At 73.9% G+C, this 17,364-nt stretch carries 13 protein-coding genes and 1 tRNA gene; 10 read left to right on the top strand and 4 right to left on the bottom strand.

All coding sequences use genetic code 11. From position 1 onward, the window contains the following. Positions 1-20: 20 nt before the first annotated feature. A complete protein-coding gene (locus FH969_RS06735) occupies positions 21-461 on the bottom strand; it encodes a methylglyoxal synthase (protein ID WP_108719022.1) in 441 nt (146 codons plus the stop codon). A 210-nt stretch (positions 462-671) separates the two neighbouring features. On the opposite strand from FH969_RS06735, the gene FH969_RS06730 reads away from it, so the two are divergent. Further along, positions 672-745: transfer RNA gene (locus FH969_RS06730), tRNA-Pro, on the top strand. A gap of 387 nt (positions 746-1,132) precedes the next feature. Here the strand turns inward: FH969_RS06730 and FH969_RS06725 are convergent. Beyond that, positions 1,133-1,990: a formate/nitrite transporter family protein gene (locus FH969_RS06725; RefSeq protein WP_139986572.1), complete on the bottom strand. Its 858-nt coding sequence runs from the start codon at positions 1,988-1,990 to the stop codon at positions 1,133-1,135. Between the two features lie 109 nt (positions 1,991-2,099). On the opposite strand from FH969_RS06725, the gene FH969_RS06720 reads away from it, so the two are divergent. Together FH969_RS06720 and FH969_RS06715 are read left to right on the top strand one after the other, a co-directional pair. Next, positions 2,100-2,756, top strand: a complete 657-nt coding sequence (locus tag FH969_RS06720) for a copper resistance CopC family protein (protein ID WP_180359704.1) — start codon at positions 2,100-2,102, stop codon at positions 2,754-2,756. Beyond that, positions 2,753-4,774, top strand: a complete 2,022-nt coding sequence (locus FH969_RS06715; protein ID WP_139986570.1) for a S9 family peptidase — start codon at positions 2,753-2,755, stop codon at positions 4,772-4,774. Before FH969_RS06720 ends, FH969_RS06715 begins: the two co-directional genes overlap by 4 nt. A gap of 18 nt (positions 4,775-4,792) precedes the next feature. On the opposite strand, the gene FH969_RS06710 is transcribed toward FH969_RS06715, so the two are convergent. Next, positions 4,793-6,067: an MFS transporter gene (locus FH969_RS06710; RefSeq protein WP_218975275.1), complete on the bottom strand. Its 1,275-nt coding sequence runs from the start codon at positions 6,065-6,067 to the stop codon at positions 4,793-4,795. Between the two features lie 50 nt (positions 6,068-6,117). On the opposite strand from FH969_RS06710, the gene FH969_RS06705 reads away from it, so the two are divergent. Continuing rightward, entirely contained in the window at positions 6,118-7,446 is a 1,329-nt protein-coding gene (locus FH969_RS06705) for an MFS transporter (RefSeq protein ID WP_246071745.1), read from the top strand. Positions 7,447-7,627: 181 nt separating this feature from the next. On the opposite strand, the gene FH969_RS06700 is transcribed toward FH969_RS06705, so the two are convergent. Further along, on the bottom strand, positions 7,628-8,200 hold the full coding sequence (locus FH969_RS06700; protein ID WP_139986569.1) for a GNAT family N-acetyltransferase: 573 nt from the start codon (positions 8,198-8,200) through the stop codon (positions 7,628-7,630). Positions 8,201-8,525: 325 nt separating this feature from the next. Here FH969_RS06700 and FH969_RS06695 point away from each other — a divergent pair, with 325 nt between their 5' ends. The 6 genes from FH969_RS06695 (at position 8,526) to FH969_RS06670 (ending at position 17,163) form a co-directional block, all read left to right on the top strand. Beyond that, complete coding sequence (locus FH969_RS06695) at positions 8,526-9,923, top strand: FAD-binding oxidoreductase (protein ID WP_139986568.1); 1,398 nt, start codon at positions 8,526-8,528, stop codon at positions 9,921-9,923. A gap of 76 nt (positions 9,924-9,999) precedes the next feature. Continuing rightward, complete coding sequence (locus tag FH969_RS06690) at positions 10,000-11,721, top strand: ABC transporter substrate-binding protein (protein ID WP_139986567.1); 1,722 nt, start codon at positions 10,000-10,002, stop codon at positions 11,719-11,721. A 30-nt stretch (positions 11,722-11,751) separates the two neighbouring features. Further along, positions 11,752-12,888 carry an ABC transporter permease gene (locus FH969_RS06685; protein WP_139986566.1) on the top strand — a complete coding sequence of 379 codons (1,137 nt, stop codon included), beginning with the start codon at positions 11,752-11,754 and terminating at the stop codon, positions 12,886-12,888. Then, on the top strand, positions 12,885-13,757 hold the full coding sequence (locus FH969_RS06680) for an ABC transporter permease (protein WP_139986565.1): 873 nt from the start codon (positions 12,885-12,887) through the stop codon (positions 13,755-13,757). Before FH969_RS06685 ends, FH969_RS06680 begins: the two co-directional genes overlap by 4 nt. Before the next feature lie 14 nt (positions 13,758-13,771). Further along, on the top strand, positions 13,772-15,625 hold the full coding sequence (locus FH969_RS06675; RefSeq protein ID WP_139986564.1) for a dipeptide ABC transporter ATP-binding protein: 1,854 nt from the start codon (positions 13,772-13,774) through the stop codon (positions 15,623-15,625). Further along, the gene (locus FH969_RS06670; protein WP_246071744.1) at positions 15,622-17,163 is read left to right on the top strand and encodes an aminotransferase-like domain-containing protein; all 1,542 of its coding nucleotides are present in this window, start codon (positions 15,622-15,624) and stop codon (positions 17,161-17,163) included. Before FH969_RS06675 ends, FH969_RS06670 begins: the two co-directional genes overlap by 4 nt. Positions 17,164-17,364: the final 201 nt, after the last annotated feature.

Here is a 17,364-nt window from a genome sequence, read left to right as displayed (position 1 = left end):
GCCGGGCGCGCAGGCGGCGCTCAGCCGACGACCTCGCCCGCCCACTCCCGCGCGGAGATCTCGGGGCGCGACGTCCACTCCTCCTCGAGCATCGGCGAGGAGATCAGCAGGTCGGCGGTGGCGACGTTGCAGGCCATGGGCACGTTCCAGACGGCGCCGAGCCGGAGCAGGGCCTTGACGTCGGGGTCGTGCGGCTGGGGCTCGAGCGGGTCCCAGAAGAAGATCAGCATGTCGATCTCGCCCTGCGCGATGCGCGCGCCGATCTGCTGGTCCCCGCCGACGGGGCCGGACAGCAGCCGCGTGACCGGAAGGCCGAGCTCGTACTGGAGCATCGTGCCGGTGGTGCCGGTGGCGTACAGGAAGTGCCGGGCGAGCGTGCCCCGGTTGAACTCGGCCCAGCGCAGGAGCTCGACCTTCTTGTTGTCGTGGGCGACCATCGCGATGTGGTGCACGGCGGACATCTCTCACCTCGTTCCATGGGGGATCTGGACCACTCCACCGTGCGGCCTCGACCTGGCTGTCGCCTGTGAGGGGCGTGAAGGCGGCGTGACGATCGGGCGTGATGCCGGTCACCGCGCCGAAGGACGCGCCGATTCGTGATCCGGGCCGGAGTCGGGCTATTCTGGTCCGCGGCCCGTTCGCGGGCCGAGTCCCCCGTCGCGAGGCGGGTTCGGGGTGTGGCGCAGCTTGGTAGCGCGCTTCGTTCGGGACGAAGAGGTCGCAGGTTCAAATCCTGTCACCCCGACATGACGAGAGGCCCGTCGGCGTCAGCCGACGGGCCTTCGTCATGTCGACGGTGACGGGATGCCGGGAGGAGCCGCGCCCGGCGAGGAACGAGCCGGTCGCTGCGACGGTTCCTGTCACCCCGACAGCAGGAATGGCCCGCCGGCGTCAGCCGGGCGGGCCGTTCTGCTGTCGGGGGCGGCTGAGGACGCGCCGCACGACGCCACAGCGACTGGCCGCTTCGTCACAGCGACTCAGCCGGCTCACGCGAGCACGCGCATGTCCCCGACCTGCGCCGATGCTGTCGACGCCGATGGCCGCCGCTCGGTCGGTCGCTCTCCCGTCACGACCGGTCGCTCCTGCGTGACGGAGCTCGCGGCGCGACGCGACCGCGACGCGACGGAGACGCTCAGGCCCCGTCGTCCGGCCCGGCCTGCCGCCGCAGGTACTGCGCGTCGTCGTTGACGTACGCGTAGTACAGCCCGATCAGCAGGCCGCCGCCCACGAAGTTGCCCACAAGCGCGATCGCGATGTTCCCCAGCGCGAGCCCCACGTCGATGCCCTCCCGCAGGCCGACCATGAGGAACAGCACGGTGTTCGCGACCGAGTGCTCGAACCCGAGGAACGCGAAGATGAAGACGCTCATGATCATCACGAGGCTCTTCATCACGTCCTCCTTGAGGAGGCCGTTGTAGACCAGCAGCATCGCCAGGTTGATCATGAAGTTGCACAGCACGGCCCGCACGAACAGGTCGCCCCAGCCCGCCAAGCCCTCGGACAGGTACGACAGCTTGTGGTCGACGGCGGCGCTCATCTGGTCCCCGACCGCGCTCGAGGAGACGGTCGAGAACCGCAGCAGGATGGCGACGAGCAGCCCGCCGAGCGCGTTGCCGAGATAGCACAGGCCGAGGATCCGCAGCGCCTTCATCGTGCTGGTGCGGTGGTGGTAGGCGCCGATCGCGACGATCATCATGTTCGACGTCAGCAGCTCGGACTTGGTGTAGTAGATGAAGACGAGCGCGAACCCGAACAGCAGCGCCCCGACCATCCGCCCGATCGCCGTCCAGTCCCCCAGGCCGACGTTGCCGAACGCCGCGATGACGGCGTAGTTCGTGCCGTACATGATCCCGATGACGATGCCCGCCATGCCCGCGCGCATGAGGTAGCGCCGGGCGATCTCGCCGCTCATCGCGGTCTTCGTGTCGAGCGCCTCGAGCACCGTGGAAATGAACTGCTTCCCCGGGAAGAGGCCAGCCGCGTCCGCCATGGCGCCCACGTTCCCACACCGCGCCCGGTTCGGGCAGGATTCCGAACGGCCGGATCCGGCCCGTCCGGTTCGTACGATGGGGACCGAAGCCCTTCGGAAGGAACTCGCTGTGCCCCTGCGCGCCCGCACGTCCACGTCCCGCTCGATCGTCCCAGCCCGCAGGCGGTCGCTCACGCGCGCGGGCGCTGTCGCCGCCCTCGTCCTCCTGCTGGGCTCGATCGCGGGCCCGGCGCTGGCGCACGACCGCCTCCTCACCTCCACCCCCGCCGACGGCGAGACCCTCACCACCGCGCCGACGCAGCTCGTCCTGACCTACAGCGACGAGATCGCGCCGATCGGCGTCGAGATCACCGTCACGGGTCCGGCCGGCGAGGCGCGCAGCGGTGACCCACAGGTCTCGGGCACGGACCTGATCGTCCCGCTCGCCGCGGACCTCCCCTCGGGCAGCTACGCCGTCGCGTGGCGCGTGACGTCGTCCGACGGTCACCCCATCGACGGCACCTTCGCCTTCACGCTCGACGTCCCCGCGCCGTCGCCCACGGCCGAGCCCACCACGGAGCCGACGACGGCGCAGCCCACCACCGCGGCACCCTCACCCACCGCGTCGGCCGAGTCGTCGGCCTCGGCCGAGTCGACGGCGAGCCCCGCGCCGTCGGGCGTCTCTGGCCTGCCGGGCTGGGCGATCGGCGTCATCGCGGTCGGGATCGTCGGGTCGATCGTCGCCGTCCTCATGCGCCTGCGCCGCGGCTCGCGGCTCGGCGAGTGACGGCTCCGGGCGGGGGAGCAACCTCGCAGCCGACCGAAAGCCTCTCGCAGACGTCCGAAACCCTCTCGCAGAGCACGATCGACAGCCCGGCCTGGGAGCTCCGCTTCCGTGCCGCCACCGTCTCGCTGCCGGACTGGGCCGAGCACGCGCCCGGCCGCGCCGTCGCGATCGCGCCGGCCGACGGCGTGCGCCAGGTGCACTCGCTCGACGTCGCGACCGGCACGCTGACCCCGCTGACGGACCGGCCCGCCGGCACTACCGACGCGACCATCTCCCCCGACGGCGCCTGGGTCTGGTGGTTCGACGACTCCGACGGCGACGAGTGCGGCGTCTGGCGCCGCCAGCCGTTCGGCGCCGCACCCGGCGAGGGCCTCGAGACGCCCACCCCGCTGCCGCCCGCCTACTCCTCTGGCCTCCTGCTCGGCACGCTCGGCGGCCCCGGCGGCCCCGGCGGGCGCGACCGCGTCGTGGTCGGCTCGAGCGACGACGACGGCAGCCGCATCCACGTCGTGCTCGACGGTGTCGCCCACGAGGTCTACGCGCACGCCGAGGACGCGAGCCCGGCCGCGCTGTCGCACGACGCGACCCTGCTCGCCGTCGAGCACTCCGAGCACGGCGACTCCCGCCATCCGGCGCTGCGCGTGCTGCGCCTGAAGGAGGAGACGCGTCGGTACGGCGCGCACGGCCAGCGGATCGTCGGGGCGGACGCCGTCGCCGAGCTCTTCGACGGGCCGGGCCGCGGGCTCGGTGCGAACGCCTTCGCCCCCGTCGCGGGCGACACGCGGCTGCTCGTCACGCACGAGCGCGAGGGCAGCCCGGCCCTGCTGGTCTGGGACGTGCGCACGGGCGAGGAGACCCGCGTCGACCTCGGCCTGCCGGGCGACGTCGCCGACGCCGACTGGTACCCGGACGCGAGCGCGCTGCTCGTCGCCGTCGACCACGAGGCCCGCACCCGGCTGTACCGGGTCGAGCTGGCGAGCGGCGCCGTCGTGCCGGTCGGTCCCGCGAGCGGGACGGTGAGCGGCGCGACCGTGCGGCCCGACGGCGGCCTGTGGGCCGCGTGGTCCTCGGCAGCGCAGCCGCGCAGCATCCGGGCGTTCGCGCCGCAGGGCGCGTCAGCGGACAAGGGTGCCGACGACGCCGCCACCCGGCCGGAGGGCGTCGTGCTCGTCACCCCGCCCGGCCCCGCCGCACCGCCGTCGGTCCCGGTCGAGGACGTGTGGGTGGACGGTCCCGGCGGACGGATCCACGCGCTGCTGCGCCGGCCCGCCGACGCGCCGGAGGGAGAGCCGCTGCCCGTCGTCGTCGACGTGCACGGCGGGCCGACCTGGCACGAGTCGGACTCGTTCGCGCCCGACCTCGCCGCCTGGGTCGACCACGGCTTCGCGGTGCTGTGCGTGAACTACCGCGGCTCGACCGGCTACGGCTCCGCCTGGCGCGACGCGCTCGAGGAGCGCGTGGGGTTCACCGAGCTCGCCGACGTCGCCGCCGTGCACGCCGCGCTCGTGGCCGACGGCGTGCTCGACCCCGCGCGGTCGGTGCTGTCGGGCGCGTCGTGGGGCGGGTACCTCACGCTGCTCGGCCTCGGCACGCAGCCCGAGCGGTGGACGCTCGGACTCGCCGGCGTGCCCGTCGCGGACTACGTGCAGGCGTACGAGGACGAGATGGAGGGCCTCAAGGCGTTCGACCGCTCGCTGTTCGGCGGGTCGCCGCAGGAAGTGCCGGACGAGTACCGGGTCTCCTCGCCGATCACCTACGTCGACCAGGTCCGCGCCCCCGTGCTCGTGCTCGCGGGCGAGAACGACCCGCGCTGCCCCATCCGGCAGATCGACACCTACCTCGCGGCGCTCGCCGCCCGCTCGGCCGCCGAGCCGGACGCGCCCGCGCACGCCGTCTACCGGTTCGAGGCCGGGCACGGCTCCTACTCCGACGACGAGCGCATCGCCCAGGTGCGTGCGCAGCTGGCGTTCGTCGCCGAGCACCTGGCTGGGGCGCCCGAGGCGCTGGCGGCGGGCTGAGGTCGGGCCGAGGGCGACTCAGCCTTCCTCGGCGCGGACCTCCCCCGCCCGGTGCAGCGCCCGCGCGGCCCAGAGCACGCCGAACGCCATGGCGCCGACCAGCCACGCCAGGTGGCCGAAGCCGGCCCACGCCATCAGCGGTCCGGACAGGCCGGCGGCGACCGCGGCGACGACGTTCATCACCGTGTCGGAGGCGCCCTGCACGAGGGTGCGCACGCCGTCGGGCGCCCCGTCCGAGACCTCGGCCGCGGCGGGGATGAGGACGCACGACCAGCCCACGCCGAGCAGGAACAGCGAGACGCTGATCCCGACGGTGGACCCCGAGGCGAGGATCGCGACGGCGGCGCTCGCCAGCAGGATCACCCCGCCCAGCGCGATGCTCACGGCGCGACCGAACCGGTCCGCGAGCAGGCCGACTAGCGGCGAGAACGCGTACATCCCCAGCACGTGGCCGCTGATCACCAGGCCGACGAAGGTCACGGTCCAGCCGTGGTCGTGCATGTGCACCGGCGTCATCGTCATGAGCAGCACCATCGCCGCGTGCGCCAGCACGAGCGCCACCAGGGCGTGACGCGAGCGCTCGACGTCGAGCATCGCCCGCACACCCTCCGGAACCCCGCGCCAGCCGCGCGCGCCGGCCGCGGGCCGGACGCCGTTCGCCGCCGCGACGTGCATGGGGTCGGGCCGCAGACCGACGAGCACGACGGCGAGCGCGGCCACGAGCGCGACGGCGGCGATCACGAACGCGCCGACCAGGTGCGGGGTGCCCAGCCGCTCCGACAGGAGCTCGCCCGGCCGGCCGAGGTTCGGGCCGAGCACCGAGCCCACCGTCCCGGCCCACACGACGAGCGCGAGCGCACGCGAGCGGTGCTCGGGCCGCTCGACGTCGGTGCCGGCGAACCGCGACTGGAGCCCGACCGCGCTGCCCACGCCGAACAGCAGCATGCCGAGCACGAGCAGCGGCACGTTGAGCCAGGTTCCGGCGCCGACCAGCGCCAGGGCACCGAGCGAGGCGAGGGCCCAGCCCGTCGCGAGCGCGGTGCGGCGTCCGGCCCGCACGGCGAGCATCGCGAGCGGGAGCGCGGCGAGCGCGGCGCCGACGGTCGAGGCCGTGCGGGCGACACCGGCCCACGTCGGTGAGGCCGTCACCTCCTCCGCGAGCAGCACGCCGACCGAGAGGCTCGCGCCGACGCCGATCGAGCCGACGACCTGGGCGAGGGAGAGGGCGATCAGGGTTCGCCGCTGGACCCGGCGGACGGCAGGGGCATCCGTCCAGGCGGTCACGTCCGTCACCCGGTCATTCTGCCCGCCCGCAACCTCTCGCCCGGCAATGAGTTCGCCCGATGTCAGAGGTCTACCGCACCATGGACCCCATGACCCGGCCCGACGGCACCGCCGACCTCGACGCCTCGTCGAGCCACGCGGACTGGCCGCAGTGGCGGCGCGACGTGACGTTCTTCCTGTCCGGCCAGACCGTGTCCCTGTTCGGCTCGATGCTCGTGCAGTACGCGGTCATGTGGTACATCACGCTCGAGACCAAGGACGGCACGCTGCTCGCGCTGTCGACCGTCTTCGGCTTCCTGCCGCAGGCGATCGTCTCGGTCTTCGGCGGGGTGTGGGCGGACCGGCACAACCGCAAGCTGCTCGCCATGGGAGCCGACGCCGGGATTGCGCTGGCCACGCTCGTCCTCGCGCTGCTCATGCTGAACGGCAGCACGAACATCTGGCTCATCTTCGTCGCCATGGCCGTGCGCTCCACGGGTGCCGGGATCCAGACGCCCGCCGTCGGCGCGCTGATCCCGCAGATCGTGCCCCCGGACCAGCTGCTGCGGATCAACGGCCTCAACCAGTCGATCCAGGCCGGGATGATGCTCGTCGCACCGGCCGTGGCGGCCCTGCTGTACGCCGCGATGCCCATCGAGCGGATCTTCTTCATCGACGTCGCGACCGCGATCATCGGCATCGGCCTGCTCGCGCTCGTGCCGGTCGGGAAGGTCGTCCGCAGCGCGGGCGACGAGCAGGTCAGCTACGTGGCGGACCTGGTCGCCGGGGTCCGCTACACCAACGGCCACCGGCTGGTGCGCTGGCTGCTCGGCCTCAACGCCGTCGTCATGGTGCTGGCCGCGGCGCCGTCGTTCCTCACGCCGCTGCTCATCGTGCGGACCTTCGGGGAGGAGCTGTGGAAACTCACGGTGCTGGAGCTGTCCTTCTCGATCGGGATGATGCTCGCCGGCGCGACGATCGGCTTCTGGGGCAACAAGGTCGCGCGGGTGACCCTGGTGCTCGGCTCCTCCGTCGCGTTCGGCCTCCTGACGGTGGGGATGGGCCTCGCGCCGTCGTTGATCGTCTTCTACCTGTGCATGTTCCTCGTCGGCGTCGCGATCCCGGCCTTCACCACGCCCGTCATGACGGTGGTCCAGGAGACCGTGGAGCCGGAGTGGCAGGGCCGCGTGTTCGGCTTCCTCGGCGTCGTGATGGCGGTGGCGATGCCGCTGGGCATGGCGGTGTTCGGGCCACTCGCCGACGTGTGGAGCGTGCAGACCGTGCTCGTGGTGGCCGGCGTCGGCACGCTCGTGGCGACTGTCGTGGCCGTGCTGGTGCCGACCGGGCGCGCCTCGCTCGGCGCGGCACGCGACCGGACCTCGGCGCTCGCGTTCGGGTCCGCCGGCTGACCTCCGGCTGAGCTCCGGTTCCGGTCAGCGCCGCGGCCCGTCTGCGAGCTGCCCTCGGTCGGCAGGTGCTCGCGCGTCAGCGCCGCGGCCCGACCGCGAACTGCCCTCGGTCGGCAGGTGCTCGCGCGTCAGCGCCACTTCTCGAACGCGAGCGGACCCTCGGTCGGCAGGTGCTCGCGCGTCAGCGCCACTTCTCGAACGCGAGCGGACCCTCGGTGGGCGGGTGCTCGACGTCGAAGAGCGGCGTGTAGCCCGCGCGGCGGTAGAGCGCGGCGGCCTCGGGCTGCCGCGGCCCAGTCGTGAGGTAGATGCGGGGGTAGCCCACAGCCCACGCGTCGCGCTCCAGCTCGGCCAGCACCCGCCGAGCCAGGCCGCGGCGGCGGTGCTCCGGGTGCGTCCAGATGCGCTTGAGCTCGGCGGTGGCGACCGCCGGAGTGCCGTCCTCCCGGCGCGCCCCGGGGCGGGCCCTCGCGGCGTCGCCCGCCTCCGGCTCGGTGCGACGCCGGAACGCACCGCCCGCCACGACCGCGCGCCTGCCGGCACGCTCCTCCACGAGCACGAGAAGCACGCCCCCGGGAGCCAGGAACTGCTCGGGCGGGTACTGCGCCATCTCCCCGCGCAGGTCGTCCTCGGTGAGCACGTCGCTGTACCGCGCGCGGTACTCCCGGGCCAGGTCGGCCAGCAGCGGCTCGACGAGCGGATCCGTCACCGATGTGCGCAACGCCACGAGGTCGTCCGCCGCGATTGCCGTCATGTCAGACCTCCACACCTCGAGCGGGGCCGAGCCCCGCGGTCGCCGGACCATCGGGATCCGACACGCTGCGGGGCACGGTAGGCAGCACAGCCACCGGTCCCGCACGGCCGGGTGCACGTCTCACCATGTGGTCACCGGACGCCGGCGTCGTCGTCGCACCCCCCGCCGTCCGCCGGTGCCCGTCCCGCATGGCGAGACCCGGACGGCCCGCGGATCGGGCCGTCACGCCGGCTTTCTACCGTCCCGGCAGTCACGTTCCGCACGTGCCCGCGCTCGCACGCCGACGCGGAGACCACGGCGGGACCCCACGAACCGGAGAACGACCATGTCGCTGATCGACGCCCTCACCCGGGCGCACCCCGCGCTCGAGGTGCTGCCCGCGTCCGCCGCCACCGCGCCGTACGCCTATGACGCGGGCACCCGGCGCACGCCGGTGGAGCACGGCCCGGTCGTCGCGTTCCCCGCCACGGCCGCCGAGGTCGCCGCCGTGGTGCGCACGGCCGCCGACCTCGGGGTGAGCGTCGTCCCCCGGGGTGCCGGCACCGGCCTGTCGGGTGGTGCGTCCGCCGGAGCCGACCAGCTCGTCGTCTCCACCGAGCGCCTCACCCGGATCGTCGAGATCTCCCCCGCGGACGAGCTCGCCGTCGTCGAGCCCGGCGTCATCAACGCCGACCTCAACACGGCCCTCGCGCCGTACGGCCTCTTCTACGCGCCGGACCCCGCGAGCTACGCGATCTCGACGCTCGGCGGCAACATCGCGACCAACGCCGGCGGCCTGCGGTGCGCCAAGTACGGGGTGACGCGCGAGTCGGTCCTGGCGCTCGACGTCGTGCTCCCCGACGGCGCCCTCGTGCACGTCGGCCACCGCTCGATCAAGGGCGTCACCGGGCTGGACCTGGTCTCGCTGTTCGTCGGCTCCGAGGGTGTGCTCGGCATCGTCGTCGGCGCGACGCTGCGGCTGCGGCCGCTCCCGGTCGCCCGCCGCACCCTCACCGCGTTCTTCGACTCCACGGGCGAGGGGGCGCGCGCCCTGGGCGCGATCACCGCCTCGCGGGTCCGCCCCGCCGTCGTGGAGTTCCTCGACGAGCCCACGCTGCGCGACATCGACGCGCACTCCGGCTCCGACCTGCGCCGCCGGGGCGCGTCGCTCGCGCTCGTCGAGCTCGACGGCTTCGGCATCGACGAGCAGACCGCCGAGCTCATCACCGCGCTCACCGCAGCGGGCGGGCGCGTCGCCGTCGTGCCCGACGGCGAGGCTCCGCTCCTGTGGGAGCTGCGGCGGTCCGGGCGTGGGCTGGGCCAGGGCGCCCCGACCTGGTACGTCGGCGAGGACATCGCGGTGCCGCGATCGGCGCTGCCCGCGGTGTTCGACTACTTCCCGGTGCTCGAGGCGCGCTACGGCGTGCGCGTGTCCGCCGTCGCGCACGCGGGCGACGGCAACCTGCACCCGCTCTTGAAGCTCCCGATCCCGCCCGGCCTCGAGGGCACGCCCGCGCCGCCCGCGCTCGGCGCCGCCGCGACCGACCTCGTCGCGTTCGCGCTCTCACGCGGCGGCACCGTGTCCGGCGAGCACGGCATCGGCACGGTGAAGCTCGACTGGGCGGCGCTCGAGCTCGACGACCGCGTCCAGCGGCTCTCGCACGCGATCAAGGACGCCGTCGACCCCGATGACGTCCTCAACCCCGGCAAGGCGCTGCCCGCGCCCGTCCTCCAGCCCGCCTGAGAGTCCGTCCGACAGCCCGCCCGACCCAGCCCTTCCGCTCGGTCTCCCCGCCTCACCGTCACCCCCCGGAGCACCCATGTCCCGCACCACCGCCAGCCCGACCCGCCTCACCGCCCTGCGACGACGCGCGCGCGGACTCGCCACGACCGCCGTCGCCGCGCTCGCCGCCACCGGTCTGCTCGCCGCGTGCGCCACCGCGTCCGGCGATGCTGGCGCCGCATCCTCCGGATCGGCCGGCGACGCGTCGGCCGACGCCGCCGGCGGCGAGCCGCAGCAGGGCGGCGACCTCGTCTTCCTCATCGACTCCCTCGGCGACACCTGGATCCCCAACAACAGCGCCATCTCCAGCTTCCAGGGCCAGGTCTGGGGGCACGTGACCGACAAGCTCGTCTACGTCGACGACGCCGGCCAGGTCAGCCCCTGGGTCGCGGAGAGCTGGGAGCAGAACGAGGACGCCACCCAGTTCACGCTGCACCTGCGGGACGGCGTCACGTTCTCCGACGGCACCCCCGTGGACGCGGCCGCCGTCGTCGCGAACCTCGACGTGTGGGCCAAGGGCGACCCCGACAAGGGCATCAACCCGATCGGCCTGTTCCCCAAGACCTACCAGAGCGCGACGGCGCAGGACGCCTCCACCGTCGTCGTCACCTTCTCCGCGCCGACCCTCGGGTTCATCCCGACGCTCGGTTACCACGGCTCGATCCTCATCTCGCCCACGACCCTCGCGCTGTCGGGCGAGGAGCAGGCCGACCTCAGCAACGACATCGGCTCCGGCCCGTTCGTCGTGAAGTCGTGGAAGGAGGGCGACAGCGTGGTCCTCGAGCGCCGCGACGACTACGACTGGGGCCCCGAGGCGCTCGAGCACACCGGGCCGGCCTACCTGGACACCATCACGTACAAGATCGTCGCCGAGTCCTCGCTGCGCACCTCCTCGGTCACCGCGGGCCAGGCGGACGTCGCCTACAACGCCCCGCCGCAGGAGCTCGACGGCCTCGCCGCGCAGGGCTTCGTCATCGCGACGCCGCGCTACCTCGGCTTCGTCAACGGGTACGCGATCGACGCGACCGTGGCGCCGTTCGACGATCCCAAGGTCCGCCAGGCGTTCCAGCACGCGATCGACCGGGACGAGATCCTCTCCACCGTGTACACCTACGACTGGCTCCCGGCCGAGTCGTTCATCCAGTCCAACGTGCCCGAGGCGACCGACCACTCGGCCGACTTCGCCCACGACGCCGACCTCGCCGCCTCGCTGCTGGACGAGGCGGGCTGGACGCTCGGGTCGGACGGCGTGCGCAGCAAGGACGGCACACCGCTCGCGGTCACGCTCTACCCGAACCCGTACCTGGCGACCTCGAAGGCGGTGGACGAGCTCGTCGCGCAGCAGCTGACCGACCTCGGCTTCGCCGTCGACATCCAGGCGTACGACGTCGTGACGTACGGCGAGAAGGTCATCAAGAACACGACGCCGATCGCCCTGACGGAGATCACCCGCAGCTTCATCGACGTCGGCACCGTGGCGAGCATCCTCACGAGCGCCAACAAGGGCGAGGACTGGTTCGGCGTGGGCGAGACCGACACCGAGCTGAACCGGCTGCGCGACGAGGTGGCGGGCGCCGTCGACACCGACTCCCGCGCGGCGTCCGTCGACGAGCTGCAGGGCTACGTGCTGCAGCAGGGCTACTTCGTCCCGCTCACCCAGATCGTCCAGCGCATCTACGTCCAGAACCCGGCGCTGCACGGCGTGACCTACAACGGCATCGCCTACGCCAACTACTCGGCCGCGTGGCTCGAGCAGTGAGCGTGGCGGGACAGTGAGCGGACACCAGCCATGAGACATCTCTACCTCGCCTACGCGGGCCGACGCACCGGCCAGGCGATCGTCGTCGTGCTCCTCACGTACGTCGTGACCTTCCTCGCCATCAGCGTGCTGCCGGGCGACCCCGTGACGAGCACGCTGCGCAACCCGGAGAACGGGTTCAGCGAGGAGGAGATCGCCCGGATCGTCTCCTACTACGGCCTCGACCAGCCCGTGGCCGTGCAGCTGTGGCAGGCGCTGTCCCGGTTCCTCGTCGGCGACCTCGGAGTGTCGATGCGCACCAACCTGCCGGTCGCGCAGCTCGTCGGGGCCGTCGTGGGCTCGACGCTGGTCCTCGCGGCCAGCGCGCTCGCCGTCGCGCTCGTGCTCGCCGGCGCGATCGCCTACGGCGCGCACCGCTTCCCGTGGGCGCCGGGACGCAGCCTGCTGCGGTCGCTGCCGTCGTTCTTCCTGTCGGTCCCGACGTTCGTGATCGGGCTCGTGCTCATCTACGTGTTCGCGTTCGACCTCGGGCTCTTCCGGGTGATCGAGCCGGACTCGGCGTGGGCCACGTTCTTCGCGGCGCTCACCCTGGGCGTCCCGGTGTCGGCGCAGCTCGCGGAGGTCCTGATCGCGGGCCTGGACCACGAGGCGCAGCAGGAGTACACGTCGGTGGCCCGCTCGCGCGGGCTCGGCGAGGCGCGCCTGTACCTGCGGCACCTGCTCAAGCCGTCCTCGCTTCCGGTCGTCACGGTCCTCGCCCTCACGGTCGGGGAGCTGCTCGGCGGCGCGGTCATCACCGAGACGATCTTCGGTCGCACCGGGATCGGCTCGCTCGTGCAGCGCTCGGTGAGCACGCAGGACCTGCCCGTGCTGCAGGCGGTGGTGGCGCTGGCCGCCGTCGTGTTCGTCGTCGTGAACCTCGCGGCCGACCTGCTCTACCCGCTGCTCGACCCGCGGGTGCGCCGCGTCGGGTCGGCGCGTTCGGGCGCCGGGGTCGGCGCGGTCGGAGCCGGCTCGGCCGGAGTCGGCTCGGTCGGAGCCGGCACGCCCGACGGCGAGCTCGAGTCCGCCGACGTCCTCGCCGCGTTCGTGGCGGACGAGCAGCTAGCGGCGGTGGGCGACAGCGCCATCGAGGTACCGCTCGAGGAGAGGGTCCGGGTCTCATGACCGTCGTCTCGCTTCGTCTCCCGCGCCGCGCCGCGGCCGGGGACCGATCGCCCGCGACGGCGAGCCTCGCCGTCGCCCGTCGTCGCCCCCCGGTCGACGTGCTGGTCTCGATCGGGGTGCTCGCCGTCGTCCTCGTGTGGTCGGTGGCGCCGGGCCTGGTGACGAGCCAGGACCCGGCCGACGGCGTGCCGGCGGACAAGCTGCTCGGCCCCTCGGCGGCGCACTGGTTCGGCACGGACCACCTCGGCCGCGACGTGTTCACGCGCGTCGTCTACGGCTCGTCCTCCTCCGTGCTCAGCGCGCTTGTCGCCGTGGCGATCGGCCTGCTGGTGGGCGGGCTGATCGGCCTGATCGCCGGCTTCATCGGCGGCTGGGTGGACTCCACGCTCAGCCGGCTCGTCGACGTGCTGCTCGCGATACCCGGGTTCCTGCTCGCCGTCGTGATCGTCACGGCGCTCGGCTTCCAGACGATCAACGCGGCGATCGCGACCGGGGTGTCCGCCGTCGCGGTGTTCGCCCGGCTCATGCGTGCCGAGACGATCCGGACGCGTCAGTCCGTGTTCGTCGAGGCCGCGTACCTGCAGGGCGGGAGCGCGACGCACGTGCTCACGCGGCACGTGCTGCCGAACGCGTCGCGCTCGGTGGTCGCGCTCGCGGTGCTGCAGTTCGGCGTGTCGATCCTCGTCATCGCCTCGCTCGCGTTCCTCGGCTACGGCGACCCGCCACCCGCCTCGGACTGGGGGCTGCTCGTGTCCGCGGGCAAGGACTACCGGACGGCGCCGTGGCTCGTGTACACGCCTGCCGTCGTCATCATCGCGACCGTGCTCGCCCTCAACCGCGTCAGTCGCTGGCTGCGCAAGACCGACTGATCCCAGGAGCTCCGATGACCCTGCAAGCACTGCGATCCTCCGGCGCGGCCAGGGCCGGCGCCGACGCCGCCGTGGGTGGCGGCACGACGGCCACCACGGTCGCCGAGGCCACGGCCCCGCCGTCGCCCGCCCTCGACCAGCCCGCCCCCGACCAGCCCGCCCCGGTCCTCCAGGTGCACGACCTGTCGGTCGCCTACGGCGCGCGACGCGTCGTCTCCGGGGTCGACCTCACGCTGCGCCGCGGGACGAGCCTCGCCCTCATCGGCGAGTCGGGATCGGGCAAGTCGACGATCGCCCGGTCGGTGCTGCGTCTGCTCCCCCGCGGGGCGTCGACGCCGCAGGGACGGATCGAGGTGGACGGGCGCGACCTGCTCGCGCTGTCCGACCGCGCCTTCCGGCCGCTGCGCGGGCGGACCCTCGCGTTCGTGCCGCAGGACCCCGCGAGCTCGCTCAACCCCGTCCGCCGGATCGGCGCCCAGGCGCAGGAGGCCGCGGCGCTGCTCGGCGAGCGTGACGCCGGGCGCCGGCGCGAGCTCGCGCTCGAGGCGTTCGCCGACGTCGGACTCCCCGACCCCGAGCGCGTCTACGACGCCTACCCGCACCAGCTCTCCGGCGGCATGCTGCAGCGCGTCCTCATCGCGCTCGCGGTGCTGCCCCAGCCGCGCGTGCTCGTCGCCGACGAGCCGACCTCCGCGCTCGACGTCACCGTCCAGCGCCGCATCCTCGACCTTCTCGAAGAGCTGCGCCGCACGCGCGAGCTGAGCCTGCTGCTCATCACGCACGACCTCGCCCTCGCCGCCGAGCGGGCCGAGGAGATCGTCGTGCTGCGGGACGGCCGGGTCCAGGAGGCCGGCCCGGCCCGCCAGGTGCTGCACGCCCCGACGTCGGACTACGCCCGCGCGCTGCGCGCCGACGTCCCCGCTCTCAACCCCGACCGGCTGCGGGAGCTGCGCGCCTCGCTCGAGGTGCGCGACGCCGTCGTGCCTGCGCCCGAGGACCGGCCGGACCAGGCCGCGCCCGACGGCGAGCACCGGTCCAGCGGCGACGTCGCCTCGGCGGCGGCGTGGGCGAGCACCGCGCGCGCTGCGACGCCGCGGATCGCGTTCGAGGGCGTGCACCGCACGTTCGGCGGTGGCGCCGCGGGGCGGGCCGGAGTGGTCGCGGCCGAGGACGTGACGTTCACGGTCGCGCCCGGTACGACCCACGCGCTCGTGGGTGAGTCCGGCTCCGGCAAGACGACCGCCGTGCGGATGCTGCTCGGTCTCGAACGGCCCGACGCCGGGCGCATCCTCGTCGACGGCGAGCCCGTGCCGACCTCCCCGCGTGCGCTGCGCGGCCTGCGTCGCCACCTGCAGCTCGTCTACCAGAACCCCTTCACGTCGCTCGACCCGACGTGGCGCGTGGGGCGGCTCGTCTGCGAGCCGCTCGACCGGTTCGGCGTCGGGCGGCGGTCCGAGCGGGCCGACCTCGTGGTCGCCGCGCTGGACGACGTCGGACTCGGCGCCGCGTTCCTCGCGCGGTCGCCGCACGAGCTGTCCGGCGGGCAGCGCCAGCGCGTCGCGATCGCGCGGGCGCTCGTGACGCGGCCGGACACCGTGGTGCTCGACGAGCCGACCTCCGCGCTCGACGTCTCCGTGCAGGCCGACATCCTCGACGTCCTCGTGCGGCTGCAGGCCGAGCACGGGCTGACCTACCTGTTCGTGTCCCACGACCTGGGCCTCGTGCGGCAGCTCGCGGACACCGTCACGGTGCTGCGCAACGGCCGGGTCGTGGAGCAGAGCTCCGCGGCGGACCTGTTCGCCGGGCCGCGCGAGGCGTACACCCGCGCGCTGCTCGCCGCCGTTCCTCGGGCGGAGGAGCTGGCGTGAGCGCCACCGTGACCCGGGCTGCGACCGGAGTTGTGACCGGCCCTCTGGCCAGCAGTGCGAACGGTGCTGCGGCCGGCGCTCTTGCCGGCACTGCGACCGGTGCTGCGGCCGGCGCTCTGGCCGGCAGTGCTTCCGGTGCTGCGGCCGGCGCTCTGGCCGGCAGTGCTTCCGGTGCTGCGGCGGGCGCCGCGACCGGCACTCTGGCCGGCACTGCGACCGGCGCTGCGGCGGGCGCCGCGACCGGCACTCTGGCCAGCGCTGCGGCGACGTCCGGCGGCGAGGCGAGCCACGCCGTCGGGGGCGCTCCCTCGCGCCCGGACCGTACGACGCTCGTGCGCGCGTTCACCGCGCCAAAGGGCTTCGGCGACGCGACGCTGCGCGATCGCGTCCCGGACGCGATCGCGCTGATGGGCGGGGTGCCGGACCCGTCGGTGCTGCCGGCGGCCGAGGTCACCGAGGCGACGGCGCGCGTACTGGCGCGACCCGGCCTGCCCGCACTGCAGTACTCGCGCACCGAGGGCGACCCGGCGCTGCGCGCCTGGATCGCGACGCGCGAGGGCGTGGACCCCGCGCGGATCGTCATCACGAACGGCGGCTTCCACGGGCTCGCCCTGACGATCCAGACGGTCCTCGAGCGCGGTGACCTCATCGCGGTGGACAACCCGACCTTCCCGCTGTTCCTGCGCGGTCTGGAGCTCGCGGACGCCCGCATCGCGCCCGTCCCGGTGGGGTGCGAGGGCCTTCGGGTGGACGTCCTTGCGGACCAGCTGCGGCGCGGTCTCCGCCCGACGGCGCTCTACACGGTGCCCGACTTCCACAACCCGTCGCAGGGCACGCTGCCGCTGGAGCAGCGGCACGAGCTGGTGGCACTCGCCGAGCACTACGGGTTCGTGGTGCTCGCGGACAACCCGTACCGGGAGCTGCGGTTCCGGGCGCCGGACGGCGAACTGGAGCGGCCGAGGTCGGGGGCGGGGCTCGACGCCGGGCCGCGCGACGAGCCGTTCAACCACTCCCCGTGGGTGGTACACGTCAACACGTTCACCAAGACGCTCGGCCCCGGCTTGCGACTGGGCTGGCTCGTGCTGCCGGAGTGGCTCGTTCCGGACGTCGTGGCGCTGCGGGCGCGGCAGGACTCCCACTCCTCGACGTTCGTCCAGGCTGTGGTCGCGGAGCTGCTGACGTTGCGGCCTGGGCTGTTCGACGAGACGCTGACGAGGGCGCGGGCGCTGTACCGCGAGCGGTCCGACGCCCTCGCGGGGGCGCTGGCCGAGGCGGCACCCGGAGCGTTCGACGTCGACCTGCCTGAGGGCGGACTGTTCCTGTGGCCTCGGCTGCGCGACGACGCCGTGGACGCCGACCGGCTCGCGGAGGACGCCGCGCGGGCGGGCGTGCTCTACCAGCGCGGGTCGTTCTTCGCGTCCGGGCCGGGCACCGACGCCGACCGGCACCTGCGGCTGTCGTTCGGGGACACGTCCGCCGAGCGGCTGCGTGAGGCCGGGCGCAGGCTGTCCGGCGCGCTGGCGCAGCAGCAGCGCTGACCGGCCGCCGCCGAGGGCACCGCGGTCGCGCGGTGGCGCTGACTCAGCAGCAGCGACGGGCCGCCGCCGTCGGGCGGCGCGAGCAGACCTGCGGACGACCGCGCACAACTGCGGACGACCGCCTGCACTCCTCGGCGCGTCGCACGCGACACGCCGGGCGCCAGGGTCGCGGGCGCCCGCCTGTCCGCAGTTGTGCACCAA

The sequence above is a fragment of the Miniimonas arenae genome (genome assembly GCF_006351005.1).
Taxonomy (GTDB): Bacteria; Actinomycetota; Actinomycetes; order Actinomycetales; family Beutenbergiaceae; genus Miniimonas; species Miniimonas arenae.
Note: the sequence above shows the minus strand (reverse complement) of the source record. Positions and strands in the feature narration are given on the sequence as shown.